The sequence below is a fragment of the Pedobacter sp. 22163 genome (assembly GCF_052045595.1).
In the GTDB taxonomy this organism is placed as follows: Bacteria; Bacteroidota; Bacteroidia; order Sphingobacteriales; family Sphingobacteriaceae; genus Pedobacter.
On sequence record NZ_JBQEPM010000002.1, the window covers coordinates 133,588 to 155,553 of the forward strand.

General features: G+C 40.1%; 17 protein-coding genes and 1 tRNA gene. 13 read left to right on the forward strand and 5 right to left on the reverse strand.

Annotated elements, in window-relative coordinates:
* Positions 1–165 precede the first annotated feature (165 nt).
* From ACTJKN_RS05055 to ACTJKN_RS05115, 13 genes are all read left to right on the forward strand, one after another.
* Positions 166–834 carry a hypothetical protein gene (locus tag ACTJKN_RS05055; protein ID WP_440823219.1) on the forward strand — a complete coding sequence of 223 codons (669 nt, stop codon included), beginning with the start codon at positions 166–168 and terminating at the stop codon, positions 832–834.
* Positions 835–850: 16 nt separating this feature from the next.
* A complete protein-coding gene (locus ACTJKN_RS05060) occupies positions 851–1,420 on the forward strand; it encodes a DUF4199 domain-containing protein (protein WP_440823221.1) in 570 nt (189 codons plus the stop codon).
* Between the two features lie 127 nt (positions 1,421–1,547).
* Complete coding sequence (locus tag ACTJKN_RS05065; protein WP_440823223.1) at positions 1,548–2,495, forward strand: glycosyltransferase family 2 protein; 948 nt, start codon at positions 1,548–1,550, stop codon at positions 2,493–2,495.
* A gap of 76 nt (positions 2,496–2,571) precedes the next feature.
* Positions 2,572–3,540, forward strand: a complete 969-nt coding sequence (locus ACTJKN_RS05070) for a glycosyltransferase (RefSeq protein ID WP_086545300.1) — start codon at positions 2,572–2,574, stop codon at positions 3,538–3,540.
* Positions 3,537–4,325, forward strand: coding sequence for a hypothetical protein (locus ACTJKN_RS05075; protein ID WP_215125730.1), 789 nt, complete (start codon positions 3,537–3,539; stop codon positions 4,323–4,325). The genes ACTJKN_RS05070 and ACTJKN_RS05075 overlap by 4 nt, the downstream gene beginning before the upstream one ends.
* A gap of 47 nt (positions 4,326–4,372) precedes the next feature.
* The gene (locus ACTJKN_RS05080) at positions 4,373–5,872 is read left to right on the forward strand and encodes a GH3 auxin-responsive promoter family protein (protein WP_440823225.1); all 1,500 of its coding nucleotides are present in this window, start codon (positions 4,373–4,375) and stop codon (positions 5,870–5,872) included.
* Between the two features lie 412 nt (positions 5,873–6,284).
* Positions 6,285–7,445: a 1-deoxy-D-xylulose-5-phosphate reductoisomerase gene (locus tag ACTJKN_RS05085; protein WP_440823226.1), complete on the forward strand. Its 1,161-nt coding sequence runs from the start codon at positions 6,285–6,287 to the stop codon at positions 7,443–7,445.
* A 28-nt stretch (positions 7,446–7,473) separates the two neighbouring features.
* Positions 7,474–8,862: an RIP metalloprotease RseP gene (rseP, locus tag ACTJKN_RS05090; RefSeq protein ID WP_440823228.1), complete on the forward strand. Its 1,389-nt coding sequence runs from the start codon at positions 7,474–7,476 to the stop codon at positions 8,860–8,862.
* 82 nt (positions 8,863–8,944) lie between these two features.
* Positions 8,945–9,481: a Fe-S protein assembly co-chaperone HscB gene (hscB, locus tag ACTJKN_RS05095; protein ID WP_440823230.1), complete on the forward strand. Its 537-nt coding sequence runs from the start codon at positions 8,945–8,947 to the stop codon at positions 9,479–9,481.
* A 276-nt stretch (positions 9,482–9,757) separates the two neighbouring features.
* Complete coding sequence (locus tag ACTJKN_RS05100; protein WP_440823232.1) at positions 9,758–10,054, forward strand: DUF3817 domain-containing protein; 297 nt, start codon at positions 9,758–9,760, stop codon at positions 10,052–10,054.
* Between the two features lie 45 nt (positions 10,055–10,099).
* Entirely contained in the window at positions 10,100–11,299 is a 1,200-nt protein-coding gene (locus ACTJKN_RS05105) for an aminotransferase class V-fold PLP-dependent enzyme (RefSeq protein WP_440823234.1), read from the forward strand.
* 68 nt (positions 11,300–11,367) lie between these two features.
* Positions 11,368–11,447 (forward strand) — tRNA-Leu (locus ACTJKN_RS05110).
* Positions 11,448–11,741: 294 nt separating this feature from the next.
* Positions 11,742–12,953: a tyrosine-type recombinase/integrase gene (locus ACTJKN_RS05115; RefSeq protein ID WP_440823235.1), complete on the forward strand. Its 1,212-nt coding sequence runs from the start codon at positions 11,742–11,744 to the stop codon at positions 12,951–12,953.
* Between the two features lie 37 nt (positions 12,954–12,990).
* Here ACTJKN_RS05115 and ACTJKN_RS05120 read toward each other — a convergent pair whose 3' ends face one another.
* The 5 genes from ACTJKN_RS05120 to ACTJKN_RS05140 form a co-directional block, all read right to left on the reverse strand.
* Complete coding sequence (locus ACTJKN_RS05120; protein WP_440823236.1) at positions 12,991–13,503, reverse strand: DUF4468 domain-containing protein; 513 nt, start codon at positions 13,501–13,503, stop codon at positions 12,991–12,993.
* Positions 13,504–13,702: 199 nt separating this feature from the next.
* Positions 13,703–17,014: a hypothetical protein gene (locus ACTJKN_RS05125; RefSeq protein WP_440823238.1), complete on the reverse strand. Its 3,312-nt coding sequence runs from the start codon at positions 17,012–17,014 to the stop codon at positions 13,703–13,705.
* A 45-nt stretch (positions 17,015–17,059) separates the two neighbouring features.
* Positions 17,060–17,515: a hypothetical protein gene (locus ACTJKN_RS05130; RefSeq protein ID WP_440823239.1), complete on the reverse strand. Its 456-nt coding sequence runs from the start codon at positions 17,513–17,515 to the stop codon at positions 17,060–17,062.
* Positions 17,512–19,734, reverse strand: coding sequence for a hypothetical protein (locus ACTJKN_RS05135; RefSeq protein WP_440823241.1), 2,223 nt, complete (start codon positions 19,732–19,734; stop codon positions 17,512–17,514). Before ACTJKN_RS05135 ends, ACTJKN_RS05130 begins: the two co-directional genes overlap by 4 nt.
* Before the next feature lies 1 nt (position 19,735).
* Positions 19,736–21,964, reverse strand: coding sequence for a hypothetical protein (locus ACTJKN_RS05140; RefSeq protein WP_440823242.1), 2,229 nt, complete (start codon positions 21,962–21,964; stop codon positions 19,736–19,738).
* Between the last annotated feature and the right edge of the window lie 2 nt (positions 21,965–21,966).

Consider the following 21,966-nt stretch of genomic DNA (forward strand, 5'->3'; position numbering starts at 1 on the left):
GAAGTTTTGAAGGCATAAGGTTCTTAACCATTTCTCAAAAGATATTAGTTCAAAAAAATATTGATAAATTAACAGGTTATAAGAACTTAAAAACTAAAGCAAGAAATTACAATTGTTGTTCAGGTCATACAATCTTATCATCTTAAAATCCTAAAAATCTTAATCATGGATAATAGAGTAAAAAAAGCACTAAGTGCAGCCATTAACAAGTATGCTGAGGTTTCAGCTACTAATGTAGACGGTTTTGAAACAGAATTATTAGCTGCTTTTGAGCTTGATGTTAACTTTTTAGATAAAGCAACTGCTTTTGATGCCGTTTTCGATTCTCACCCTAAATTTGAAGAATTACGCGAAGTGTTTTTCGATTTATTGATGGTGAATTTCTTTAGCAGTGATGTACAGAAACTGGAAGACGACTATTTAGAAAGTGATGAGTGGGCGAATATAGAAGAAGAAACCATAGATAGAGGAACAGAATTGTTAAATCTTTTGCTTTACATTAAAGAGTGTAAGGATGAGGATTTAGATCCTGAATTGGGCGATTTCCTGAAAGAATTTTTATTGGTAGAAGACGATGAGTTTCAGGATGAATTTGAGATTTACGAAGAACTGATCAGTAATCAACAATTAGCAGAAACCAGTGTAGAAGAGATTTGTAAAACAGCTGCAAATTTAAATATCAGTGAAGAAATGCAAGAATTATTTGTACCTTTTATGGCATTTTTCCTCGATGTTGAGGGAAGTGCAGAAACAACTAAAGAAATAATTCAGTATAGCAGTAACAAATCGTTCGATTCTGCTACTTATATATTAATTACAACAATTAATAATTAAACTAAAACTTAAAATTATGGACAAAAGTGCTCTTATTTCCAAATTAGCAATTAAAAATGGATTAATGCTCGCTGCGGTTTCGATAATTGTATCGTTAACCTTGCATTTCATAGACCCTGTATTAATTTACACTAGTTTTGCGGCCCAGATAGGTATATTTGTTTTATTCATCGTACTGTTAGTAGTGGTGGGAATAAACATCCGTAAAGAAATAGGTGGGTTTTGGACATTTGGAGAGGCCTTTAAAGCTTATTTAATCATCTCCCTTATTCTAGCCTTAACCGCAACGCTTTATAATGTGATACTAATGAAATTTGTTGATCCAGATCTTCCACAAAGAGCTGCTGCTGCTATCGAGGAGGCACAGCGAGCTATGATGGAAAAATTCGGAATGGCTAGCGAGCAAATTGATGAGGCGATAGCTAAAGGTGGCAATATGCAAGAGAAGCTTGAACCTACTTTTAAAAACATCTTTACAAGCTTTGGAGTTTCACTTGCACTGTATGGGGTACTTTCTTTAATCCTTTCAGCTATCTTAAAGAAAAAACAACCAGTTACATTCGATTCGTTTCCAAAGGAAGGTTAATTTCTTTTATAAAATTTTGAACGTGCAGGTTTTATCATTTAATTTGATGAAATTTGCACGTTTTAATTTTGAACTGGATTTGGTTGGGAAAGTCTCAAATCTCAGATCTCAAATCTCAAATCACTAAATGGATATATCAGTTGTAGTGCCCTTATTTAATGAAGATGAATCTTTGCCAGAATTAACGGCATGGATTGATAAAGTGATGATCGACAATAATTTCAGCTATGAAATTATTTTGGTTGATGATGGTAGTACCGATAGATCGTGGGAGGTGATTGAAGAATTAAGATTTCAAAACCCTGCCATTAAAGGCATTAAGTTTAGAAGGAACTACGGTAAATCTGCAGCCTTAAATGTTGGTTTCGAAGCTACTCAGGGCGATGTGGTCATTACCATGGATGCCGATCTGCAGGATAGTCCGGATGAAATCCCTGAATTACACCGCCGCATAAAAGAAGAAAAGCTCGATATTATTTCGGGCTGGAAAAAGAAACGTTACGATCCGATTACGAAAACGATTCCAACTAAATTATTCAACGCCGCTACCCGCAAAATGAGCGGTATAGAGCTGAACGATTTTAACTGTGGCTTAAAAGCTTACCGTAGTGATGTGATCAAAACCATCGAAGTTTATGGCGAAATGCACCGTTATATCCCGGTAATAGCCAAATGGGCCGGATTTAGTAAAATAGCTGAGCAGGTGGTAGAACATCGTGCCCGTAAATATGGTACAACTAAATTTGGTTTCAGCAGGTTTATAAACGGCTTTTTAGATTTACTGTCTATTTTCTTTGTGGGTAAATTCGGCAAACGGCCAATGCACTTTTTTGGTTCGTTAGGTGTTTTAAGCTTTTTTATCGGTATAATCATGGCGCTCTACATATTATTCGAAAAGAAATATCTGATATGGCAGGGCTTAGCTTACCGCGATGTAACCGATCAGCCATTGTTTTATTTATCGCTGGTCGCCATTGTTGTTGGTTCGCAGATGTTCTTGGCAGGTTTTATTGCCGAGCTTTTATCGCGTAACGCACCAGAAAGAAACCAATATTTAATCGAGAAGAGGGTATAAGGTAAAAGGTTTAAGGCGTAAGGTTTATGCGCCAAAACCCTCAACCTTTTACCTTCCACCTTTTACCTCTATAAACATGTTTTTCTCCATCATCATTCCACTTTATAATCGTCCTCAAGAAATTGACGAACTATTAAACACCTTAACCAAACAAACCTATCTACAGTTTGAAGTTTTGGTCATAGAAGATGGTTCGAAAAACGATGCAAAGGCCATTGTAGCTTCTTATGCAGATAAACTGGACATTAAATATTACTTTAAAGAAAATGCCGGACAGGGGTTTGCCCGTAATTTTGGTTTCGAAAGGGCAACGGGCGATTACTTTGTTATTTTCGATTCAGATTGTTTAATTCCTGCAAATTACCTCGAAACGGTTAAAAACTATTTATATGAGCATCACTTAGATGCCTATGGCGGTCCGGATGCCGCACATGATAGCTTCACGCCTGTGCAAAAAGCAATTAGTTATGCCATGACTTCGCCTTTCACCACTGGTGGAATCCGCGGAAACAAACAGCACGTAGGCCAATTTCACCCACGCAGTTTTAACATGGGGGTTTCCCGTCAGGCCTGGGAGAAAGTAGGTGGTTTTATCCTGACCCGATTGGGCGAAGATATCGAATACAGTATCCGTATCCACGAAAACGGTTTTAAAATCGGGTTGATTCCAGATGCAAAGGTCTACCATAAACGCCGGACAAGCTTTAGTCAGTTTTACAAGCAGTTACACTTTTTCGGGAGAGCAAGAATCAATATTTACAAACATTTCCCAAAAGAATTAAAGCTTGTACATTTTTTTCCAGCGTTGTTTACATTGGGTTTTGGTTTCACCATTTTGTGTAACTTTATATATCCTCCATTGGCATATGTTTGTAACTTCTTCTTATTGATTTACTTTATGTTGATATTTTTTCATTCATGGTCTGTAAATAAATCGTTAAAAGTTGCATTTTTGAGCATTATATCTTCATTTATCCAATTAACCGCTTATGGTTTAGGATTTATACAGGATTTATTTAAACGAGTGGTATTCAAACAACAATGATAAATTACCTAAAAGAAAGTACGTTCGCCGTTAATGATGTAATTCAAAAGGCGTGGAGCATTACCAAGAAACACTATTTCTCGATTGCTACACTATGTTTTCTGATGTTTATCACTGCAAGCGCTTCGAGCTTAATGGCCTTTTTTATTAAGGATGTAAGCAAGGCCTTGAGTGTAATCATGGTGATTATTTTTGTATTGCTTTATTTTACCATCAATCTTTCGCTTTTCAAATACATTTTCCATTTAATGGACGATGAAGAAAACGATGTGAAAATTGTAGATACGCTTCCAACCAGGCAACAAATTATCCGGTTCCTGGTGGCTACCCTTTATTTTGTAGGTTGTATCCTCGGTGTTTATCTGGTCGTAATTTTGGTTGCCTTTCCTTTTATTTATACCGGGATTAATGTAGCAATTGTTAAAAACGTAGCCATTTCAGTAGGCATTATTGCCATATTTATCACCTGGTTAAGAATTTCATTTTTCCCGTTTTTTATTATTGATAAAGGTGCAACGCCTTTCGATTCGATTAAATTGAGTTTGGCTACCACTAAAGGAAATTTTACGAAGATTTTATTACTATTGGTGGTTTTAGGTGGAGGATATTTAATTTATCTGCTGTTAAACTACCTGCAATGGCCATTGGTGGCTTTTATAGTAAATATTTTAAGTTCATTTATCATCGTTCCACTTTCTAGTGTAGCACTAACTGTTGCATACCGTAAAATTTCGAGCGAATATAAAGGGGATGAACATCCAGATATTTTGCATAATATCGTATAGGGTAGAATTTATATTCAATCACTCAATCATTCAAAATTCAGTTTAGTATGGGACTAAAAGCAGCATTAAGTAAACCCTTTGCGGCATTTGCAGTTTGGCAGATTAACAAATGGAAAAATAATGCCGTAAATGCTCAGCATAATATCCTGAAGAAGCTGATTGATGAGGCTAAAAATACTGCATTTGGAAAAGATCATCGTTTCGCTGAGATTAAAACCTATGCTGATTTTAAAAAACATGTTCCCGTTCAAGATTACGAAGGATTAAAACCCTATGTAGATCGTGTAGTAGCGGGTGAAGCCGATGTACTCTGGAAAGGTAAACCACTTTATTTTGCCAAAACATCAGGCACCACTTCGGGTGTAAAATATATTCCGCTATCGAAAGAATCGATGCCTGAGCATATAAAAGCTGCCCGTAATGCCATTTTAACTTATATTAATGAAACAGGCAGGGCGGAATTTGTAAACGGAAAGATGATCTTTCTGCAAGGGAGTCCGGTTTTAAGTGTAAAACATGGAATTAATGTTGGGCGTTTATCGGGTATTGTGGCGCACCATGTGCCTGCATACCTTCAAAAGAACCGATTGCCTTCTTATGAAACCAATATTATCGAAGATTGGGAACAAAAGGTCGATGCCATTGTTGAGGAAACCATTAATGAAAATATGACCTTGATTTCGGGTATTCCACCTTGGGTACAAATGTATTTCGATAAACTTTCAGAGAAATCGGGAGGGAAGAAAATTGCCGAAATATTCAAGAATTTTAGCCTGTTTATTTATGGCGGTGTAAATTTTGAACCTTATCGGGCAAAAATTGAACAAAGCATCGGGAAGAAAATTGATGCTATAGAAACTTACCCGGCTTCGGAAGGATTTATTGCCTACCAGGATTCGCAAAAAGATAAAGGTTTACTATTATTGGCCGATGCGGGAATTTTTTACGAATTTGTTCCAGCTGATGAATATTACAATGATAATCCAACACGGTTATCGCTTGGTGAGGTTGAATTAGATACCAACTATGCGTTAATTTTAAATACCAATGCAGGTTTGTGGGGTTATAGCATTGGCGATACGGTGAAGTTTGTTTCTAAAAATCCTTATAAAATTGTGGTAACCGGACGGATTAAACACTTTATATCGGCCTTTGGTGAACATGTAATAGGAGAAGAGGTAGAACAGGCAATTTTGAGTGTGGCCAATGAAGAACAGGTAGAAATTACAGAATTTACAGTTGCGCCCCAGGTTAACCCTGAAACTGGTCAATTACCTTACCACGAGTGGTTTATAGAGTTTTCGTCTGCGCCAAAAGATATAGTAGCTTTTAGCAAAAAGGTTGACGAGGCTTTGCAAAAGAAAAATATTTATTACTTTGACCTGATTGAAGGGAACATCCTTCAACCATTGATTATACGTACTTTGCAAAAAGATGCTTTTGTTAACTACATGAAAAGTGAAGGAAAGTTAGGCGGACAGAATAAGGTGCCACGCTTGAGTAATGATCGGAAATTGGCGGATGGATTGGAGAGGTATATTGTTTAACTAATCTTCCTCGGTTCGTGTCCTCACGAAACGAAATGAGGAAAAGTAGTTCGTGGAGACACGAACCACGGCATTGGGAAAGTTAGGCGGACAGAATAAAGTGCCACGTTTGAGTAATGATCGGAAATTGGCGGATGGGTTGGAGAGGTATATTGTTTAACTAATCTTCCTCGGTTCGTGTCCTCACGAAACGAAATGATGAAAAGTAGTTCGTGGAGACACGAACCACAGCATTGGAGCGAAGTGTAACGCAGTCGAGAAATCTTTCTAGATAGATCTCTCCATTCCACTGCGCTCCAGTCGAGATGACGATCATCTCAACAGATGCTGTAAGGGTGACAAATGGGTGGACAACAAAATAATTAGATAAAATGCTTAATTTAACCTTAAGCGTTACGATATTAAAAACGATTTGAAAAGAATAACCATATTAGGTTCTACAGGAAGTATAGGTACACAAGCACTGGAAGTGGTAAGGGATCATCCCGAAACATTTAAAGTTGTTGTATTATCTGCCTTAAAGAATTCAGCATTACTTATTCAACAGGCGAAGGAATTTAAGCCAGCCATTGTTGTAATCTGTGATGAAAGCAAGTACGGCGAAGTTAAAAATGCTTTATCTGCGTTAGATATTAAAGTTTTAGCGGGTGAAGCTGCTTTATCAGAAGTTGCGGCTTTTGAGGATAGTGACGTGGTATTAACCGCATTAATGGGCTCCGTAGGGTTAAAGCCTACTATTGCTGCCATAAAGGCTGGGAAAAATATTGCTTTAGCCAATAAAGAAACCTTGGTGGTAGCCGGTGAACTGATTACGCAACTGGCAACGGAACACCAAGTTAAAATCTTACCGGTCGATTCAGAGCATTCTGCCATATTTCAATGTTTGGTGGGCGAGGAGCAGCATTCAATCGAAAAGATTTATTTAACAGCTTCGGGCGGACCATTCTTAGGCAAAACAAAAGATTTTTTATCTACAGTAAAGAAAGAGCAGGCTTTAAAACATCCCAACTGGGTGATGGGCGCAAAAATCACGATCGATTCTGCATCCCTAATGAATAAAGGCCTGGAGGTAATTGAAGCAAAATGGCTGTTTAACCTTGATGTAGATCAGATTGATGTAATTGTTCACCCTCAATCTATCATTCATTCAATTGTTCAGTTTACCGATGGATCTATGAAGGCACAAATGGGTGTTCCGGATATGAAACTACCTATTCAGTACGCTTTAAATTATCCTGATAGGCTAAAAAACAATTTTAAACGTTTTAACTTCCTAGATTATCCAAACTTTAGCTTTCAAAAAGCCGACATGGAAACATTCAGGAATTTAGACCTGGCATTTACTTCTTTACGAAAGGGCGGAAATATGCCTTGTATTTTAAATGCTGCGAATGAAATTGTTGTTGAAGCATTTTTGAAAGATAAAATTGGTTTTCTGCAGATGAGCGAGGTTATTGAACAGTGTATGGAAGAAATTAGTTTTGTTGAAAAACCGCAATTGAGCGATTATTTAGAAACTGACAAACATAGCCGTATCTTAGCCGGCGAATTAGTAACAAAAAGTATAGTTTAACATCTAACATAAAATTTTATAAGAAAATATGAATGGATTGATTATGGCGGGGCAGCTGCTGCTCGGATTGTCTTTATTGGTAATATTACACGAATTAGGGCATTTCTTGGCAGCCAGGGCATTTGGTATTAAAGTAGAAAAGTTTTATTTATTTTTTGATGCCTGGGGTTTCAAGCTTTTTAGTTTCAAAAGAGGTGATGTTGAATATGGAGTGGGGTGGTTGCCACTTGGCGGTTATGTGAAAATTGCCGGAATGATTGATGAGAGCATGGATACAGAGCAAATGGCTCAACCTGCACAGCCATGGGAATTCCGTTCTAAACCAGCCTGGCAACGTTTAATCGTGATGCTGGGTGGTATTATCGTAAACGTAATTGTAGGTATTTTTATCTTCTGGATGTTAACCTTCAACGTCGGGCAAAATTATACCGTTAATAGTAAACTGAACGATGGTATTTCTGTAGGCGCTATTGGGAAAGAAATCGGTTTAAAAAACGGAGATAAGATCTTAGCCATCAACGGCAACAAGTTAATCCGTTTTGAAGATGCTATATCGAGCAAAGTATTGTTTGATGGAGCCCAGTTGACCATTTTAAGGGAAAATAAAACACTTTACATTTCTGTTCCGGATACCATTTTAAATAAAATATCGAAAAACGATAAAGAGAATTTTATCTCGCCCAGATATACGATGGAAAGCGTAGAAAAGGTAAGTGCACCTGATGAAAAAGCAGATAAACCATCTTTTTTTGATAAGCTGTTTGGCAGAAAGTTCGAGAAACCTGTATATCCGGCTTATGCTGCAGGGATTAAACCGGGCGATAGTATTTTGTCGGTTAATGGAAAACAGATTACTTTCTTCGATCAGTTTAAAGAAGAGGTTTCTAAAAACAAATTAAAACCAATTACCATTAGTGCGCTACGCAAAGGCAAAGAAGTAAAGTTCGATCTTAAAGTAAGCAAAGATGGAACGATTGGAATTATTCCTAATTTAAAAATGCCTGAAACTGCACATGTAGATTTTGGCTTTATAGAATCGTTACCAGTTGGTGCAACCATGGCATGGAGCACTTTTGTAGATAATGCAAAAGGCATTGGTAAGATGATAACCGGAAAGTTAAGTGCGCGTAATATCAGCAGCCCGATTGGGATTGCCAAGGTGTACGGCAGTACTTTCGACTGGGTTAAATTCTGGACTTTAACAGGATTAATTTCGATGGCATTGGCATTTATGAATTTATTGCCTATTCCTGGCTTAGATGGAGGCCATGTAGTGTTTCTTTTAATCGAAATGGTACAACGTAAGCCTGTAAGCGAAAAAGTGCTGGAGAAGGCGCAAATTGTGGGTTTTGTGATCTTGATCTGTTTAATGGTATTTGCTTTTGGTAATGATATTCTAAAATCTTTCGGTAAGTAAAACCAAATTTATATAATTGCCGCAGATGCGCAGATTTGACGAATCAATCTGAACATCTGCGGCTTTTTAATTTTTATACATCATGAGCGAATTGAAACCAGCGACCAATTATTTCGATTTTTACGGGTTACCGATCCGGTTTAATCCAGATCAAAATGCAGTTAAAACAAAGTTTTATGCATTTAGTAAGCAGTTTCACCCCGATTTTTATGCCAACGAAGGCGAAGAGAAGCAGCAAGAAGCACTCGATCTGTCAACTTTGAACAATAAGGCTTATCAGACACTGAGTAACGCTAAAAAACGCTTAAAATACGTACTCGAATTAAAAGGGATTGTAGAAACAGATGAGGGTTATCAACTGCCGCAATCTTTTTTAATGGAAATGATGGATGTAAATGAGGCTTTAATGGATTTGGAATTTGAGCCAGATACCGAAAAGCTAGCGCAGGTAAAACGAGATGTTGATGCCATAGAAAAAGACTTAGCCAACGAATTAAATGATCTGATTAATCAGTTCGACAGCAATCCTACAGCGTCTGATTCATTATTACCTTCAATAAAGGATAATTTTTACCGACAGAAATACGTTGATCGGATTAGGGAACGTTTGCCGAAGTAGATGGAAGGAGTTTGAAGTCGGGAGTCGGAGGTCCGAAGATAGTCGCGTAAAGGAAATAGGTTGGCTAGCCCTATGTTCTTTACGGTTTTTTTGTGCGTTCCGTGGTTAAAAAATGATTAAGGGGTAAAAAAAGATTGTGAAAGAAACTCTGAACGATGGAGTAATAACCTTAAACCCTAAGCCTTCTACCTTTGTAAGACACCTAATTGTCAAATCATTTTTTAGTTTTTGATAGGCAAAAGCTTTGTTTTAATTTCGGAGCAAACAATCAGATCAATGAATAGTTCTCTTTCAATTTTTCGCAAAGTGGCCGTGGCAGAAGGCATCTCCTATCTGCTTTTATTATTTGTGGCCATGCCGTTAAGACATTTTTTACATTTAGATTTGGCTGTTAAATATGCCGGATGGGCACATGGCGTACTATTTATTGCCTATGCGGCCTTGTTAGTAATGACTTGGCAAGAACAAAAATGGAAGTTTGGTAAAGCTGTTCTCATCTTTCTAGCATCACTTTTGCCCTTTATGCCCTTTGTAGTAGATCGCAAATTGAAAGATGAAAGGGCGCTAAGCTAATTGCCATTACACAAATTACTTACCTTAGTATTATGCGCTTAACAAATGATCGCCAGAGGTAGGTTAGATATCCGTTTTACAGAACTTTTTAAGGGTGCATTATACTGTATTAGTAGTGCTTGCGGTTTTAAAAAAGAACAGCCCCGGTTTCCGGAAGGGCAGTTGCCCTGTCTTTCTGTTCGTACAGGTTTACATCTCGTATTAGAAGCACTAAATCTTGAACCTGGTGACGAAATACTGGTTGCAGATATTAACATCCCGGATATGTTTGCAATCATCGCTGCCTATCATTTAAAAGTTGTACCCATAACTATAGATAAATATACACTAGGTATATCCGCCGGGCAGATAGAGGCCACTATTACGCCCAAAACAAAGCTATTGCTCATTACCCATTTATTTGGTGGCATAATGGATACCGAAGCATTACTTAACATTGCCAAATTGCATAATCTGATCGTAATAGAAGATTGTGCCCAAGCTTATGATGGAGTTTATGAAGGTAATTTAAAATCGGACGTGGTATTGTTCAGTTTTGGACTAATTAAGACAAATACAGCCTTAAGCGGTGCGATACTTCATATTAGAAACGAGCAACTATTTACTGCTGTAAAAATATTGAACAATAGGTTGCCGGTGCAAAAAGGCGATCGATACTTCAAAAAAATAATTAAGGCTACCCTGATTAACACGCTTACCGCAAGATGGCCATTTACCATAGCTTATTGGCTTTGCAAGCAATTCGGTAAAGACTTTGATACGCTTATTACTGGTTTTACAAGAGGTTTTCCCGGTGAAGATGTAATGGAGAAAATCAAATACAGGCCGTGTTATGCCAATTTGTGCATGTTGCAGCATAATGTGAATGATTTTGATCAATCTCGGATTCATAGGAGAAAGATACTGGCGAACCAGTTATTATTGGATGTTGATTCGCGAAATGTTATTGGTGCTGCAAACTTAAGGCATACACATTGGGTAATTCCGATAGTAGCGGCTAATCCATCACTGTTAATCGATAAATTAAGAGAAAAAGGATTCGATGCTACTTCAAAAGCCTCCAGTTTAGTTAAGATAGGTTTAACGAGTTTGTCGCCAAAAACCTCAAATGAGCTAATACTTCAAAATTTAGTTTATCTGCCAATGGATATGGAAATGAGCAAAAAAGAAGTTAAACAATTGAATCAGTTGTTGTTAGATAATCTGTTAAATGATGGAGGTTTTAGTAAATCAGATCAGACATAAAAAGAAGTAAATAAAATTTGCGAATTAAGTGCTTAATTTATACATTTGCATCCCGCTGAATAAGCAATGCCCAGCTGGCGGAATTGGTAGACGCGCTGGTCTCAAACACCTGTGGGAAACCGTGCCGGTTCGACTCCGGCGCTGGGTACAAACGGAAAGCTAACAGATTTGCCTTAAAAGGCAGGCCTGTTATGCCGAAATGTTCCGACATCTTAACCGTAATTTAAAATTACGGTCTGCAAATATCTAAACGCTAGTTATTTGCGATTTGAAAGGGATAACGGCTCCGGGTACATACCGTAATCACTTAAAATGTGCAGTTTAATCGCTGCACATTTAATACGGTTTTAAGCTCGTAAGAGCAAAGTGAGCGAGGCCGTTCAGGCCGATAGAATCCTAACTCGTTCCGACAATTGTTATAACACAATTTTAAGGGTTTTACATGTTCTCTTTTTCTGCAAAATTATGGTTCAATAAAAGGCGCGTTAGTGCCGATGGAATGGCCACGGTGTACATACAGATAACTATAGATCGCCAGCATGATGAGTTTGATCTCAAACTTCGGTGGCCGGCGCATAAAATAGATACTTCTGGGTTTAAACTGCTTCCAAGGCATCAGAAAGATGTTGAGGTTTCTGATTATAATCTGTTGATCAAGTGTGAGCAGGCTAAGTATACCGAGATACTTTTGACCTACCGTCTGAGGAAAGCAAACCTTACAATCAAGCAATTCGCTCTAGAACTTCGGACCATCGATACTAAGGAGTGCTTCATTTCTTACATGCGAAAAGAAGCAAAAAGGCGCTACGATAAGAAGGAAATTGCCAAAAAAACATATCAAAATGCCATGGCGGTATTGGTCCAGATAATGAATTATGATAATTTAAGCCTTTTTAAAAATATCAATATTAAATGGCTTAAGGGATTCAAGACCTACCTGAGCAACGCTACTTATGGAAAAGAGGATAAGAAATACAAACCCGGGAATATTTGGGACAGACTAAAAGTGACCTTAACATATTTACGTCTTGCTAGCGAGGAACCGATGATTTCTGTGGATCCATCAGTTTTCGGTTTGAACAACCCACCACCAGAGCCGGAAACAGTTTATTTGACTAAACTGGAAATAAGGCGGCTTATGGACCTTCAATTCTGCGATATTGGTGACCAGGAAATGAGGGTTTTGAAAGGCTTTTTATTTTGTTGTTTTACTGGTTTGCGCATCTCTGATTTATACCAAGCAAACGGAGATTGGGAAATGCAGGAAAATATGCTCCAGTTCATTCCACATAAGAACAGGCACAAGGGGCGTATTTTGAGAATTCCACTTCTGCCTATAGCTAGATCATTCATCCAAAAAGATGATATTAAGTTCTTTGACCTGCCAAGCCAGGGACAATTTAACATTAATTTGAAGGATCTGGCGGCAGCAGCGTCCATAAAGAAAAACCTTCATGCGCATATTGGCCGGCATACGTTTGGATACTTGTATATGAAAGCTGTTGGAGATATTTACGGCTTAAAGGAGTTGCTCGGTCATAAAAAACTTGAAACAACACTGAGGTATGCGCACATTGACGACGAGTATAAATACGATACAGCAAAAGCTATTGAAAAAGGATTTGCCGATTTAGTCCTCAAAATAGCTAATTAAGCTTAGGGGCACGCATAACGTGCCCCTAACGAATAACCTAAAAATCCGTAGAGGCTGAGGTTTCCATTGTCTTTTTCAGAGAGGTAATTAACCCTTCTATGTTTTGTTTAGAATTCTTTTTGATGCTGTTAATGGCATATTTGAACATATTGGCCTTGAATGCGCTAGGATTTTCTTCCAATCCCCAGCCAGGAAAACTCCTGTTTCCGTTAAAATATATATCGTTTAAAATATATTTATACCTCTCATCCTTTATCATGATCGTCAAGGTCGCTGTAACCGGCCCCTGGTTGGAATCAAATGCCACAAATTTCGCAATTATTTTGCCACCGTCTTTGTCATCAAGCTGTACAACATTTTTGCTGGATTTAAAATTTATTGCTAACCACTCCATGGCTTTATTGTATAGGTCGTTTTTGCTCCCTTTTGCCTGAATTACCTCTGAGTAGGTTGCTTTTTGGGTTAATGAATCAACTGGAAAATTTAGGTCCTGAGCCATCACTATTTTACCAGTAAGGATTAAGATCGCGATTAATAAGATTTTTTTCATGTTAGTGTTTTTTTGAAAGATAATTATTAAGAGTGAATTTTACTAAAAATATGCTCCTAATGTTCCTATCGGATTCGAAAGTGCTGACAGCACAATTTTTTGTAATTGAACGGAGAGGATGCATTAGGAACAAATCAATTGTAAGTATATAAAGATTGCTTTCTAACATCTTACGGTTTCCCGTAAAGCCCCCTAGGTTTTATGCATTTACACGATTTCGAATTTTATCAATCTTATCCTTGTGTTCGACCAAATTTAAATAATTGAACGGAATACCATCGTTCCACTTGTCCAGGAGCTCCTCTAATTTCCCTTCAACGCCGCTATTGTCATTAACAGGAATGACAGGAGCAGTGCTGTTCGCAGATTGATTTGCCTGTTCAATCATTCCCCCGGATGCATACCTCATTGCTTTACTGGCCAGTTCCGTGTTTACCGACACTGGAGCACCATTCCGGTGCTGGCTGTTATATAACAGATCGTTGATCAGCTGCCGGTTGTTTGAATATGTATCCTTACTGAGCACCAATAACGGCTCGCCGCCTTCCATTTCGCCAATACGGTCACCGGTGGCGTTATTAATTAAATCAATGCCTCCCTGCTCATGGCTAGGTCCGGTTGGCACCATTGCTCCCTTGCGGTATATGGGAGGTTTTTCAGATTTGATTGCTATTGCATTTGCAATACCCGCGCCCAGGGCAATACCTGCGGCCACAAAATTCGGCAGCGCTTTGGCAGCGCCAAGTAAGCCGGCAATGATTGCCTGTTTTGCTGCAGCATTCTGATCTGCTTTCCAGGCCCTTAATTTTTCCTGCTTAACCTTGGCGTCAAATTTATCATTGATCACCTTTTTCTGGTCTTCAGTCAGGTTTTTGTTGGAAAGTTCTTTGTTCCTCTGATCTTCGAGGCTTTTCATCCTCATATCGGCTTCACGCTTCCTGTTGTTGTTGCCAATGGTTGCAATAGTATTGGCAACCATCTCGGCCCCTTGAATCGCCAGGTCACGGTCTTCCTGATGCTTGTTCTTGTTTTCATTGGCGTTAGCAGTCGCACGGTTCCCGTTAATCTTATTGATCAGATCCTGGCCTTCTTGAGAAATAATCCCTTCCTGGGTATATTTTTCTTTTAGCGCCTCAATTTCAGCATCGTATTGTTTTTTGATCGCTGCCAATCGCCCGGCATGAGTGTTTGCTATTGCTGCATCGGTAACAACTTCCAACTTTTCTTTTTCGTCAATTAACCGTTGCTTTTCGCGGAGTTCAGCATCCGTTAATTCCTTTGTCCGTTTTTTAGTTAATTCTGCAATCAGCTTTTCATTTCCGGTATTGTCTGTTATCTGGTCGTCGTAAAACTTGTTTATTAGATCCTTTTCTTTTTTGAGCTCGGTTTCATGTTTGTTTGCAAGCGAGGTTCGGAGATTATTGATGGCAGAATTCATTTCTTCATGGATCTTGATCCGGGTATCTGCAATAGCCTTTTGTTTTAAAATTTTTAAATCTTCAATCTGGTCCTCTCGATTTTTTTTCTGCTCTTCGTTAGCGCCCGACATATTTAGAAATGCCTGCTGCTCGTCGATGAGCTTTTGATATTTTTCACTTACCAGAGCAACCTCTTTAGTGTTTTTACTTAATAGGTCATTTAATTGTTCAATGCCTAATTTTTTATAATCCTCATTTAGTTTTTTATCTTCTGCCAAGGCTTTTGCAATTGCCTGTTTTCGTAAAGCTTCAGCGGCCTTCGCTTTGGCGTCTCCATTTGGATCACTGCCCTTAACAATTTGGGCCTTATAGGTACCGTCAAGCTTTGAACGCTCTATTTTCAGTCTGGAGATTTCATCTTCAGTACCTTTCCTGTTTTTAAGGGCCAGAATTTCCTGATCAATTCTTTTGATGTTTTCTAACCTTGCATCCGATTCCGATTTTACCTGAGCAGCAGAATATTGAGCCAGTTCTTTGTTAGTGTCCTCCAGCTCTTTTGATCGCTTTAAAAAGAGTTCTCTGCCACTTCCAGGAGTGAAAATGTCATATAAATTGGTCTGACCTTTGAACGTTCGGCTAACATCTGTATAAAGGGAGCTTCCGAGGATCTCCCGGATTTCTACAGGAGTTTTTTTCATCTTTTTCTTTAACTGGTCCGCATATTTATCGAAATCCGAATCCGAAAGGCTTATTAGATCTGAGGCTGTTTTATCACTGGTTTTGATGATGGCCTCAGTTAAGGTTTTTCGGTAGGATGAGAGGGTACTTGTAAGCTCACCTCTCTTTTTCTCCAGATCCGAGATTTTATCCTGATTCGCTGCCAATGCAATTTTATCGCGGTATTGATTGTTTACCCCTTTTAACCTGCGCTCAAGCAGCTCCGTAGTTATCTGCTCTTTGTCCAGTTTCCCTAGAAAATCCGGATATTTTTGTTGGAGCTCTGCTATCAGATTGTTTCGGACCAACTGGCTGTCGTTTGCATGGGAAATCGAAACCACCAAAGTATTCAGTTCGGCCTGCTCATCCTGTAGCTTTTCTGCCGTCGGAATGTTTACCCATTTTTCAACCACATCAAGCAGTGGACCGAAACCGCTCACAGTAACAGCCTTCATACTAGTGATCCAGGCGCCAATACTTTCCTGAATATTACCGATCCTGGTCTGAAATTTTTGTAGTGCACCGGTTTCTGTTGAGGCTAGCGCTTCACCCATTCCACCAAACTCTTTGTTCAGCTCATTTAAAATTATACCCTGAGCTTCTGCAACCTGGTTCATTTCAACCATCTTTTTAATGGTTTTTGCCTGGTCTTCAGAGAAGGAAACCCCTACTTTTCTCAAAGCAGTTAAACCGCGGATCGGATCGTTCAATGCTTTGCCAATCATCATTGAAGTTCCCGAAATTGTCTCCATGCTAACATTACCCTGGTTAAGCGCCGCTGTCATGTCTACAATGGCAGGCATTGCCCGGTCATAAACGCCTCCACTAATATTCGTGAACGTCAGAAGCAGGCTTTCTCCTTTGGTAATTACATCGTCATCTACACCAGTGAGGTTCATTAAAGAACCTGAAAGGGCATTTAACTGTTCGATGGTTTTATTGGCAGTACCTCCTGTTGATTTTACAACGGCTTCAAGTTGTGCCTGCCCTTGTTCAGCTTCGGCGTAGGCCTGCTGGGATCCTGAAATAAAGTTACCGATAGCACTAATTCCTGCCTTGATTCCGTCTGCAGCCAAACTTCCTAAAGTTACCCCGCCGAAAACCCCCTTAATCTCATCCCAGCCGCTCTTAACATCCTTGGCTTGCTTTTTTGCTGCATCTGATGTTTTATATAGCTCGTTTCGCCATTCTCTCTGGAGGATGACCATTTGATTTAGCCTTTGAACTGCAGGGCCATAGCCAAGATCAGTTTTATCCATCCTGGCTACACGGTTTCGTTGCGCAACTAATTCCTGGTTTAAATCCCTGAAGGACCTGAACTGCTCAATACCATTAAGTTTGAGGTTTATTTGTACATTTTCTGTCTGTGAACTCATAGCAGCATAAAGATCTAAGCCACCTGATAACTGATAAAGGACAGCCTACTGAATTATCGTATAGTTATTCAGAGCATTTTCGATTTCTGCCAGAGCCTGATTTGACATTGTTCCTGCCATGATTTCGCGTAACCGGGCGATTTCTCTGTATTTTGTTTTCGAGTACCACGGTTTAGCCTTTCTATTGAATTTGTGGAGCTGGCCCTGGTCATTTCTATTCCTGGCAAAATTTGATGCTCCAAGTTCGGATTTATAGCCTTTCGTCATTCCTCTTCCAACCCCCATGTCCACAAACCGGCCATACTGCATAAATTTTACAATCACGGAATTAACATCACCGTTGGACTGTATAACGTGGCCGACTATGCTTTTCCAGAGCTCTCCATCAAGTTTGCCAATTTCGTAAAAATCAAGGGCATCGTGAAACTTGTCGATGAGGATATCTAACCAGGCGTCGACAAGCTGCAGCATTTTCGGAGACTGACCTTCCTCTTCTGTCATTTTATTATGGTGTATTTAGGATTTGCCTGTATTGAAAATATTGAGTTCCTGTAGATCCAGACCTCGGAGCACATCATTCTTTCGTCTTCATTTCCGATATCGCCGTCATAGTCGCCGTCCCAAGCGGATAACCACCAATATTCATAACCTCTTTTGGTGGCTCCCGGCAGGGTGATCGTATTGTTTGCACCGAACAAAATCCTCCTAACAGAAAAATATTCCTGCTGCTGCTCAGACCAGGTACCCGGCTCACCGACCGTCGGGTTCCTGTTCTCTGTGAACTCCCTCCGGTTTTCACTGGTAACTGTTTTTACAAATACTGAAATGCCAGAGTTTAGCAAGGGAATGGTGCATGCCCGGTCGGACCAGATCGAAACCGATAGATCTACATAGGTGTTATTAAGATCGATACGGTAGGCACCATAAGGCAACTGCATCACATCACGGCCATCATGTGCGGATCCATTTTGCGGATTGCTTTCGGAGATCTTCACGAACACACCATTGTTATCCAGTGATGCTATGTAGGCGCTGTCCAGGATGATCAGATCTGCTTCGGCCATTACCTGGTCACTTCTTCCTGAGGTAAAGGATATTTTTTCAAATAGGGCTTCGACAGTCACACCATTTTCGCCTTTCAGCAAAATGATATCGCTGTCTTTTAAATTGCAGATATCGAGTGGATCCAGTAAAACATTAACTGTTGCTTTTTTTGCAGCAAATGTCCGGTCATACCATGGCCGGATCGCATATTTATCCATGCCCTGGAGCTGAAGTATAGAAACATCCGGTTCGCCCGGCGTGACTGTTGTTGTATAGGTGCCGCTTACCTTTAAAGAAAGAAATTCCCCGTCGTGTGATCCCATGGGATAAGATATGGTGCTTCCTTTCCAATAACCAACGCCTCGGCTTACCACGAAACGCAAGGGAAAATCAACGAAGTTATCTGCAGACCGGAAATTACCGACGTCCGAAAATATCGGATCTACAATGTTTCCGGAATGGCTATCCCAGGGAATAGTCCAAAGCAGATTGCTGCCTGGTATAGGTTCTTCAAGACTTCTAAGTGTCCCGGATTTGATATCTATTTTTTCTTTACCGGCACCGACTGTTACACTATCAACCGGTTGCTCCTTATCGGTCTCCATTTTGTCGATCTCTGCAGTAACGGTATAACCTTCTGAGATCTCAAAATCCATTTTTTTAACTGTGATTGGCTTTTCAGTCCAATCCGCATAGGTGGGTTTTTCAAAAACATTTTTCTTCCAGGAGAAATTGATTTCCCCTTTTGCGATATCAGGCGTAATCCGGATACACATCGCGCTTAATGCTTTGAACAGATCACTGATCAAAACCTTTGGCAAATGGTCATTTGCTTTAAAAAACATACCCTGCTTTTCTTCGGTTGGCAAACCTGGTTCAGAGGCCCTGCTGATAAATGTTCCGTTAACGTTATAAATTACAGTTTTAGCAATGTCCGGATGCTGAATAAAATCACCGGTGATGGTCATGTTCAAGGCCTCGCAGATCTTGCTTAAAACATAAGGCAGATAAAAAAAAGGAACGGTATGGTGTTTGGCCGGAATGTTATCCGGCAGCTGTACAGTAAACCTCGTTATATCACCATCTGGATAAACTGCATTTATTATTGTAGTATTTTCTGCCCGTGGATTCGGAGTTCCTACAGGATTGTCTTCGGTACCCAGAATGGGATCAGCCGGGCCAGAACTAGCACCTCCGGAATATTCATAATTGCGGACCGGGAAAAAAGTATATGGAATTACTCTCCAGTCAAGATTCGTAGCGGCATCCATCATTGAGGCCTGGATCTCGGCCAACGTCTTACCTATATTATAGGTCTCGAAAGGAATATCGGTTAAATAGGTCGTGCTTAAAAAATTGTTTATAATGCCGAGATCGATATCAAGGTTACATTCAAAGCTGTTGTCCGAAACCGACACCCTGAGCGTACACTGTTTAAAGTCCTTTCCGTTGATACTGGCCAGCACCTGGATCTCCCTGCTTTTTACACTGGTCTCGATTGCATCTGCAAACCCGAGCAGAAGTTTGTTCGGTCCAGTGAAGGCCACGCTCAAAGGATAACTGAAACTGCCATTAAATTTACCGCCATCATTAAAAAGGCTGCTGTTTAGTTCAATGGTAACATCCGTCTTGTTCAGCGTTATTTTTTCTCCATCAAGGGTTTTGAGTTCGATCATCTTAAAGGTGAGCTAGGGTTATCAGATGGGTATGGCTTACAGAATAGGCTATTGCAACCTGCATGGTATAAACACTGTACCATTGACTGTTGACATTAATCCGCAGGTAGTTATCTAAGTATTCTGATGTGATATCTTCTTCGGACGCTTCGTCGTACACTTCCAAAAGATCAAGTTCTTCAGGAATTGCAACGGAGAAATACCGGTTTGTTCCGGTCGACAGACTGACATTCAGAACTTCTCCTGATTGGTTGTTTGCCAGGGCATTAATATGTGCTGCAGTAGTCGGCTTGAATGAGGTACTACCAAAGAAAATAAAATCGGCCATATCCTCGGGCGGCTCCACCGGTACATAGTCCATGTTTTCGATAATGACGGCCTGGTGCTCATGGTTGGCCGAGTAGCCTACTGCCATCATCATAGTATAAAGTTTGTAAGGAACCCCGGAGACCATTACTGTCGACTGGTGGGCAAGGTACTCTGAAGTAATATCCTCTTCGGAGGTCAGGTCAAAAACGGTATTAAGTTTTTTCCAGGCCGGGAGTGCGATGCAGAAAGTCTTTCCGGTTCCGGTAGGTAATATAAACTCAAGATCCGAATCCGGTTGATTATTTGGCAGCGCGGTGACTTCATCAGCGGTAACCGGAATGGTGTTGCACAAGCCGTAGTGAACGGTTCCTGAAGGCAGTGGATCCAGCGTGACCGGGATATCCAGATCTCCTTCGGTAAATTTATAGTCCTCGAAGCTGAGGGATACCGCGATATCCTGTTTGATGAGCGAGTTGCCATCCTTATATTCACCTGTTTTCTTCGCTGTGGCCAGAACCGGAAAAAGTTTCCCTGATTGAGCAAGAAATTTGTATTCAGCAATAAAAAAGTCCTGAAGCAGATCAAACCGGCGCTTGTTCAGCCAGCCGGTATTTATTACAAAATTTTTCTGGATCCTGAGGTTGTATGCCTGCATGGTTCCATCTGTGAGTAGATAGGTAGGGGGCAATATGCTTTCTGCCTGCTCCTGGGTCAGCGCGATATCTTCCGATCCTTTGCCGTTGGCCAGGAAAGTATCAAATGATCCAAGGCTCCCTGAGTATAAAAAGTACCTGGTAACTTCCTTGTAAGAATAGTCAACCCTGTAGGTAATTTTTTCAGAAACCTGGTTATCATCGATATCGACCAGGTAGCAGCTGTAGTGATCAATGGTATTGTCCGGATCCAGTTCTGCCAGCTGCTGCTGGTTATAGCCCGTTGCGAAGGCGTATTTTTTGTATTGCACCAGGTTGATTGAAACAATCTTCTGCACACTGACCGAATTATCCATAAACCTGATATCGGTTTTTAGATAAACCTGTTTTGAACTCCGTAAGTTGATAAAATATAAAAACTCCGGCTGATCGGTCCGGATCCTGATCGAAGTTTTTTCTCCCTGCTTAAGGAAAATATCTTTTTTTGGATCTGGAATACTCGGCCTTAGGAATTTTATCGGTGAAAGGAATTTGTGCGCCGTGTATGAAAAACCGCCGGTTGCAACATGAAAGGACTCCGACCTGGTGACTGCCTTAACCGAGTTATCATAAACCTCGGCGAACTGGCAATAATAAGAACGCATGCTTTTTGGGCAGGACATTGGCTGGTAGGAGTTGGGGTTGGGTACATCTTCGTCCAGGGCTGCTGTTAAAATATTGTGCAGGTCAATATTTAGGGTGCCTGAAAATGGCAGGTCCGAAGAAAGTTTCTCTGAATAGATTTTGGTTTCTGAATTACCGTCTACAGACAACAATATAACTTCAAATAGAAATTTGAACCCGGATCTTTCTGTCCTCTGGGTTCCAGAAGTTACAACCGTTAAGGGAGCGATAGGTGATATCCAGTTTGGATCAGTCCCCTTATTCTTTGCGGTAAAATAGATCCGTTCACCGATCACGGTGATATCGTAATTGGTACTGAGGACATAATTTTTTCTAAAATCGGAGGCAATGACATCCAATGGTCCAGCTCCGGCTGTAAACTGGTTGCCGCTCAGATCCGGGGAAGCTGCCGCAGTCATGGTTACGCTCTGATCAGAGAACCTGATCAGGAACGATGTGCCGGCGTCCCATGCGCCACTTCTTTCTATGTAGCCAACAAAAGCAGTCCCGTTGGACAGGATGTTGTTATCGCTCTGGAGAGAAAAGGTTATCGGGTTTGCGGCAAATGAAAATACTGCAGGTTTTGAAAGAATAGTGATCGCCATGG

Coding starts and splice junctions, on each gene's coding strand:
- ACTJKN_RS05065 (WP_440823223.1), top strand. CDS start 1,548: ATGGATATATCAGTTGTAGTGCCCTTATTTAATGAAGATGAATCTTTG.
- rseP (WP_440823228.1), top strand. CDS start 7,474: ATGAATGGATTGATTATGGCGGGGCAGCTGCTGCTCGGATTGTCTTTA.
- ACTJKN_RS05130 (WP_440823239.1), bottom strand. CDS start 17,515: ATGACAGAAGAGGAAGGTCAGTCTCCGAAAATGCTGCAGCTTGTCGAC.
- ACTJKN_RS05080 (WP_440823225.1), top strand. CDS start 4,373: ATGGGACTAAAAGCAGCATTAAGTAAACCCTTTGCGGCATTTGCAGTT.
- ACTJKN_RS05070 (WP_086545300.1), top strand. CDS start 2,572: ATGTTTTTCTCCATCATCATTCCACTTTATAATCGTCCTCAAGAAATT.
- ACTJKN_RS05075 (WP_215125730.1), top strand. CDS start 3,537: ATGATAAATTACCTAAAAGAAAGTACGTTCGCCGTTAATGATGTAATT.
- ACTJKN_RS05100 (WP_440823232.1), top strand. CDS start 9,758: ATGAATAGTTCTCTTTCAATTTTTCGCAAAGTGGCCGTGGCAGAAGGC.
- ACTJKN_RS05105 (WP_440823234.1), top strand. CDS start 10,100: ATGATCGCCAGAGGTAGGTTAGATATCCGTTTTACAGAACTTTTTAAG.
- ACTJKN_RS05140 (WP_440823242.1), bottom strand. CDS start 21,964: ATGGCGATCACTATTCTTTCAAAACCTGCAGTATTTTCATTTGCCGCA.
- ACTJKN_RS05115 (WP_440823235.1), top strand. CDS start 11,742: ATGTTCTCTTTTTCTGCAAAATTATGGTTCAATAAAAGGCGCGTTAGT.
- ACTJKN_RS05125 (WP_440823238.1), bottom strand. CDS start 17,014: ATGAGTTCACAGACAGAAAATGTACAAATAAACCTCAAACTTAATGGT.
- ACTJKN_RS05055 (WP_440823219.1), top strand. CDS start 166: ATGGATAATAGAGTAAAAAAAGCACTAAGTGCAGCCATTAACAAGTAT.
- ACTJKN_RS05135 (WP_440823241.1), bottom strand. CDS start 19,734: ATGATCGAACTCAAAACCCTTGATGGAGAAAAAATAACGCTGAACAAG.
- hscB (WP_440823230.1), top strand. CDS start 8,945: ATGAGCGAATTGAAACCAGCGACCAATTATTTCGATTTTTACGGGTTA.
- ACTJKN_RS05120 (WP_440823236.1), bottom strand. CDS start 13,503: ATGAAAAAAATCTTATTAATCGCGATCTTAATCCTTACTGGTAAAATA.
- ACTJKN_RS05060 (WP_440823221.1), top strand. CDS start 851: ATGGACAAAAGTGCTCTTATTTCCAAATTAGCAATTAAAAATGGATTA.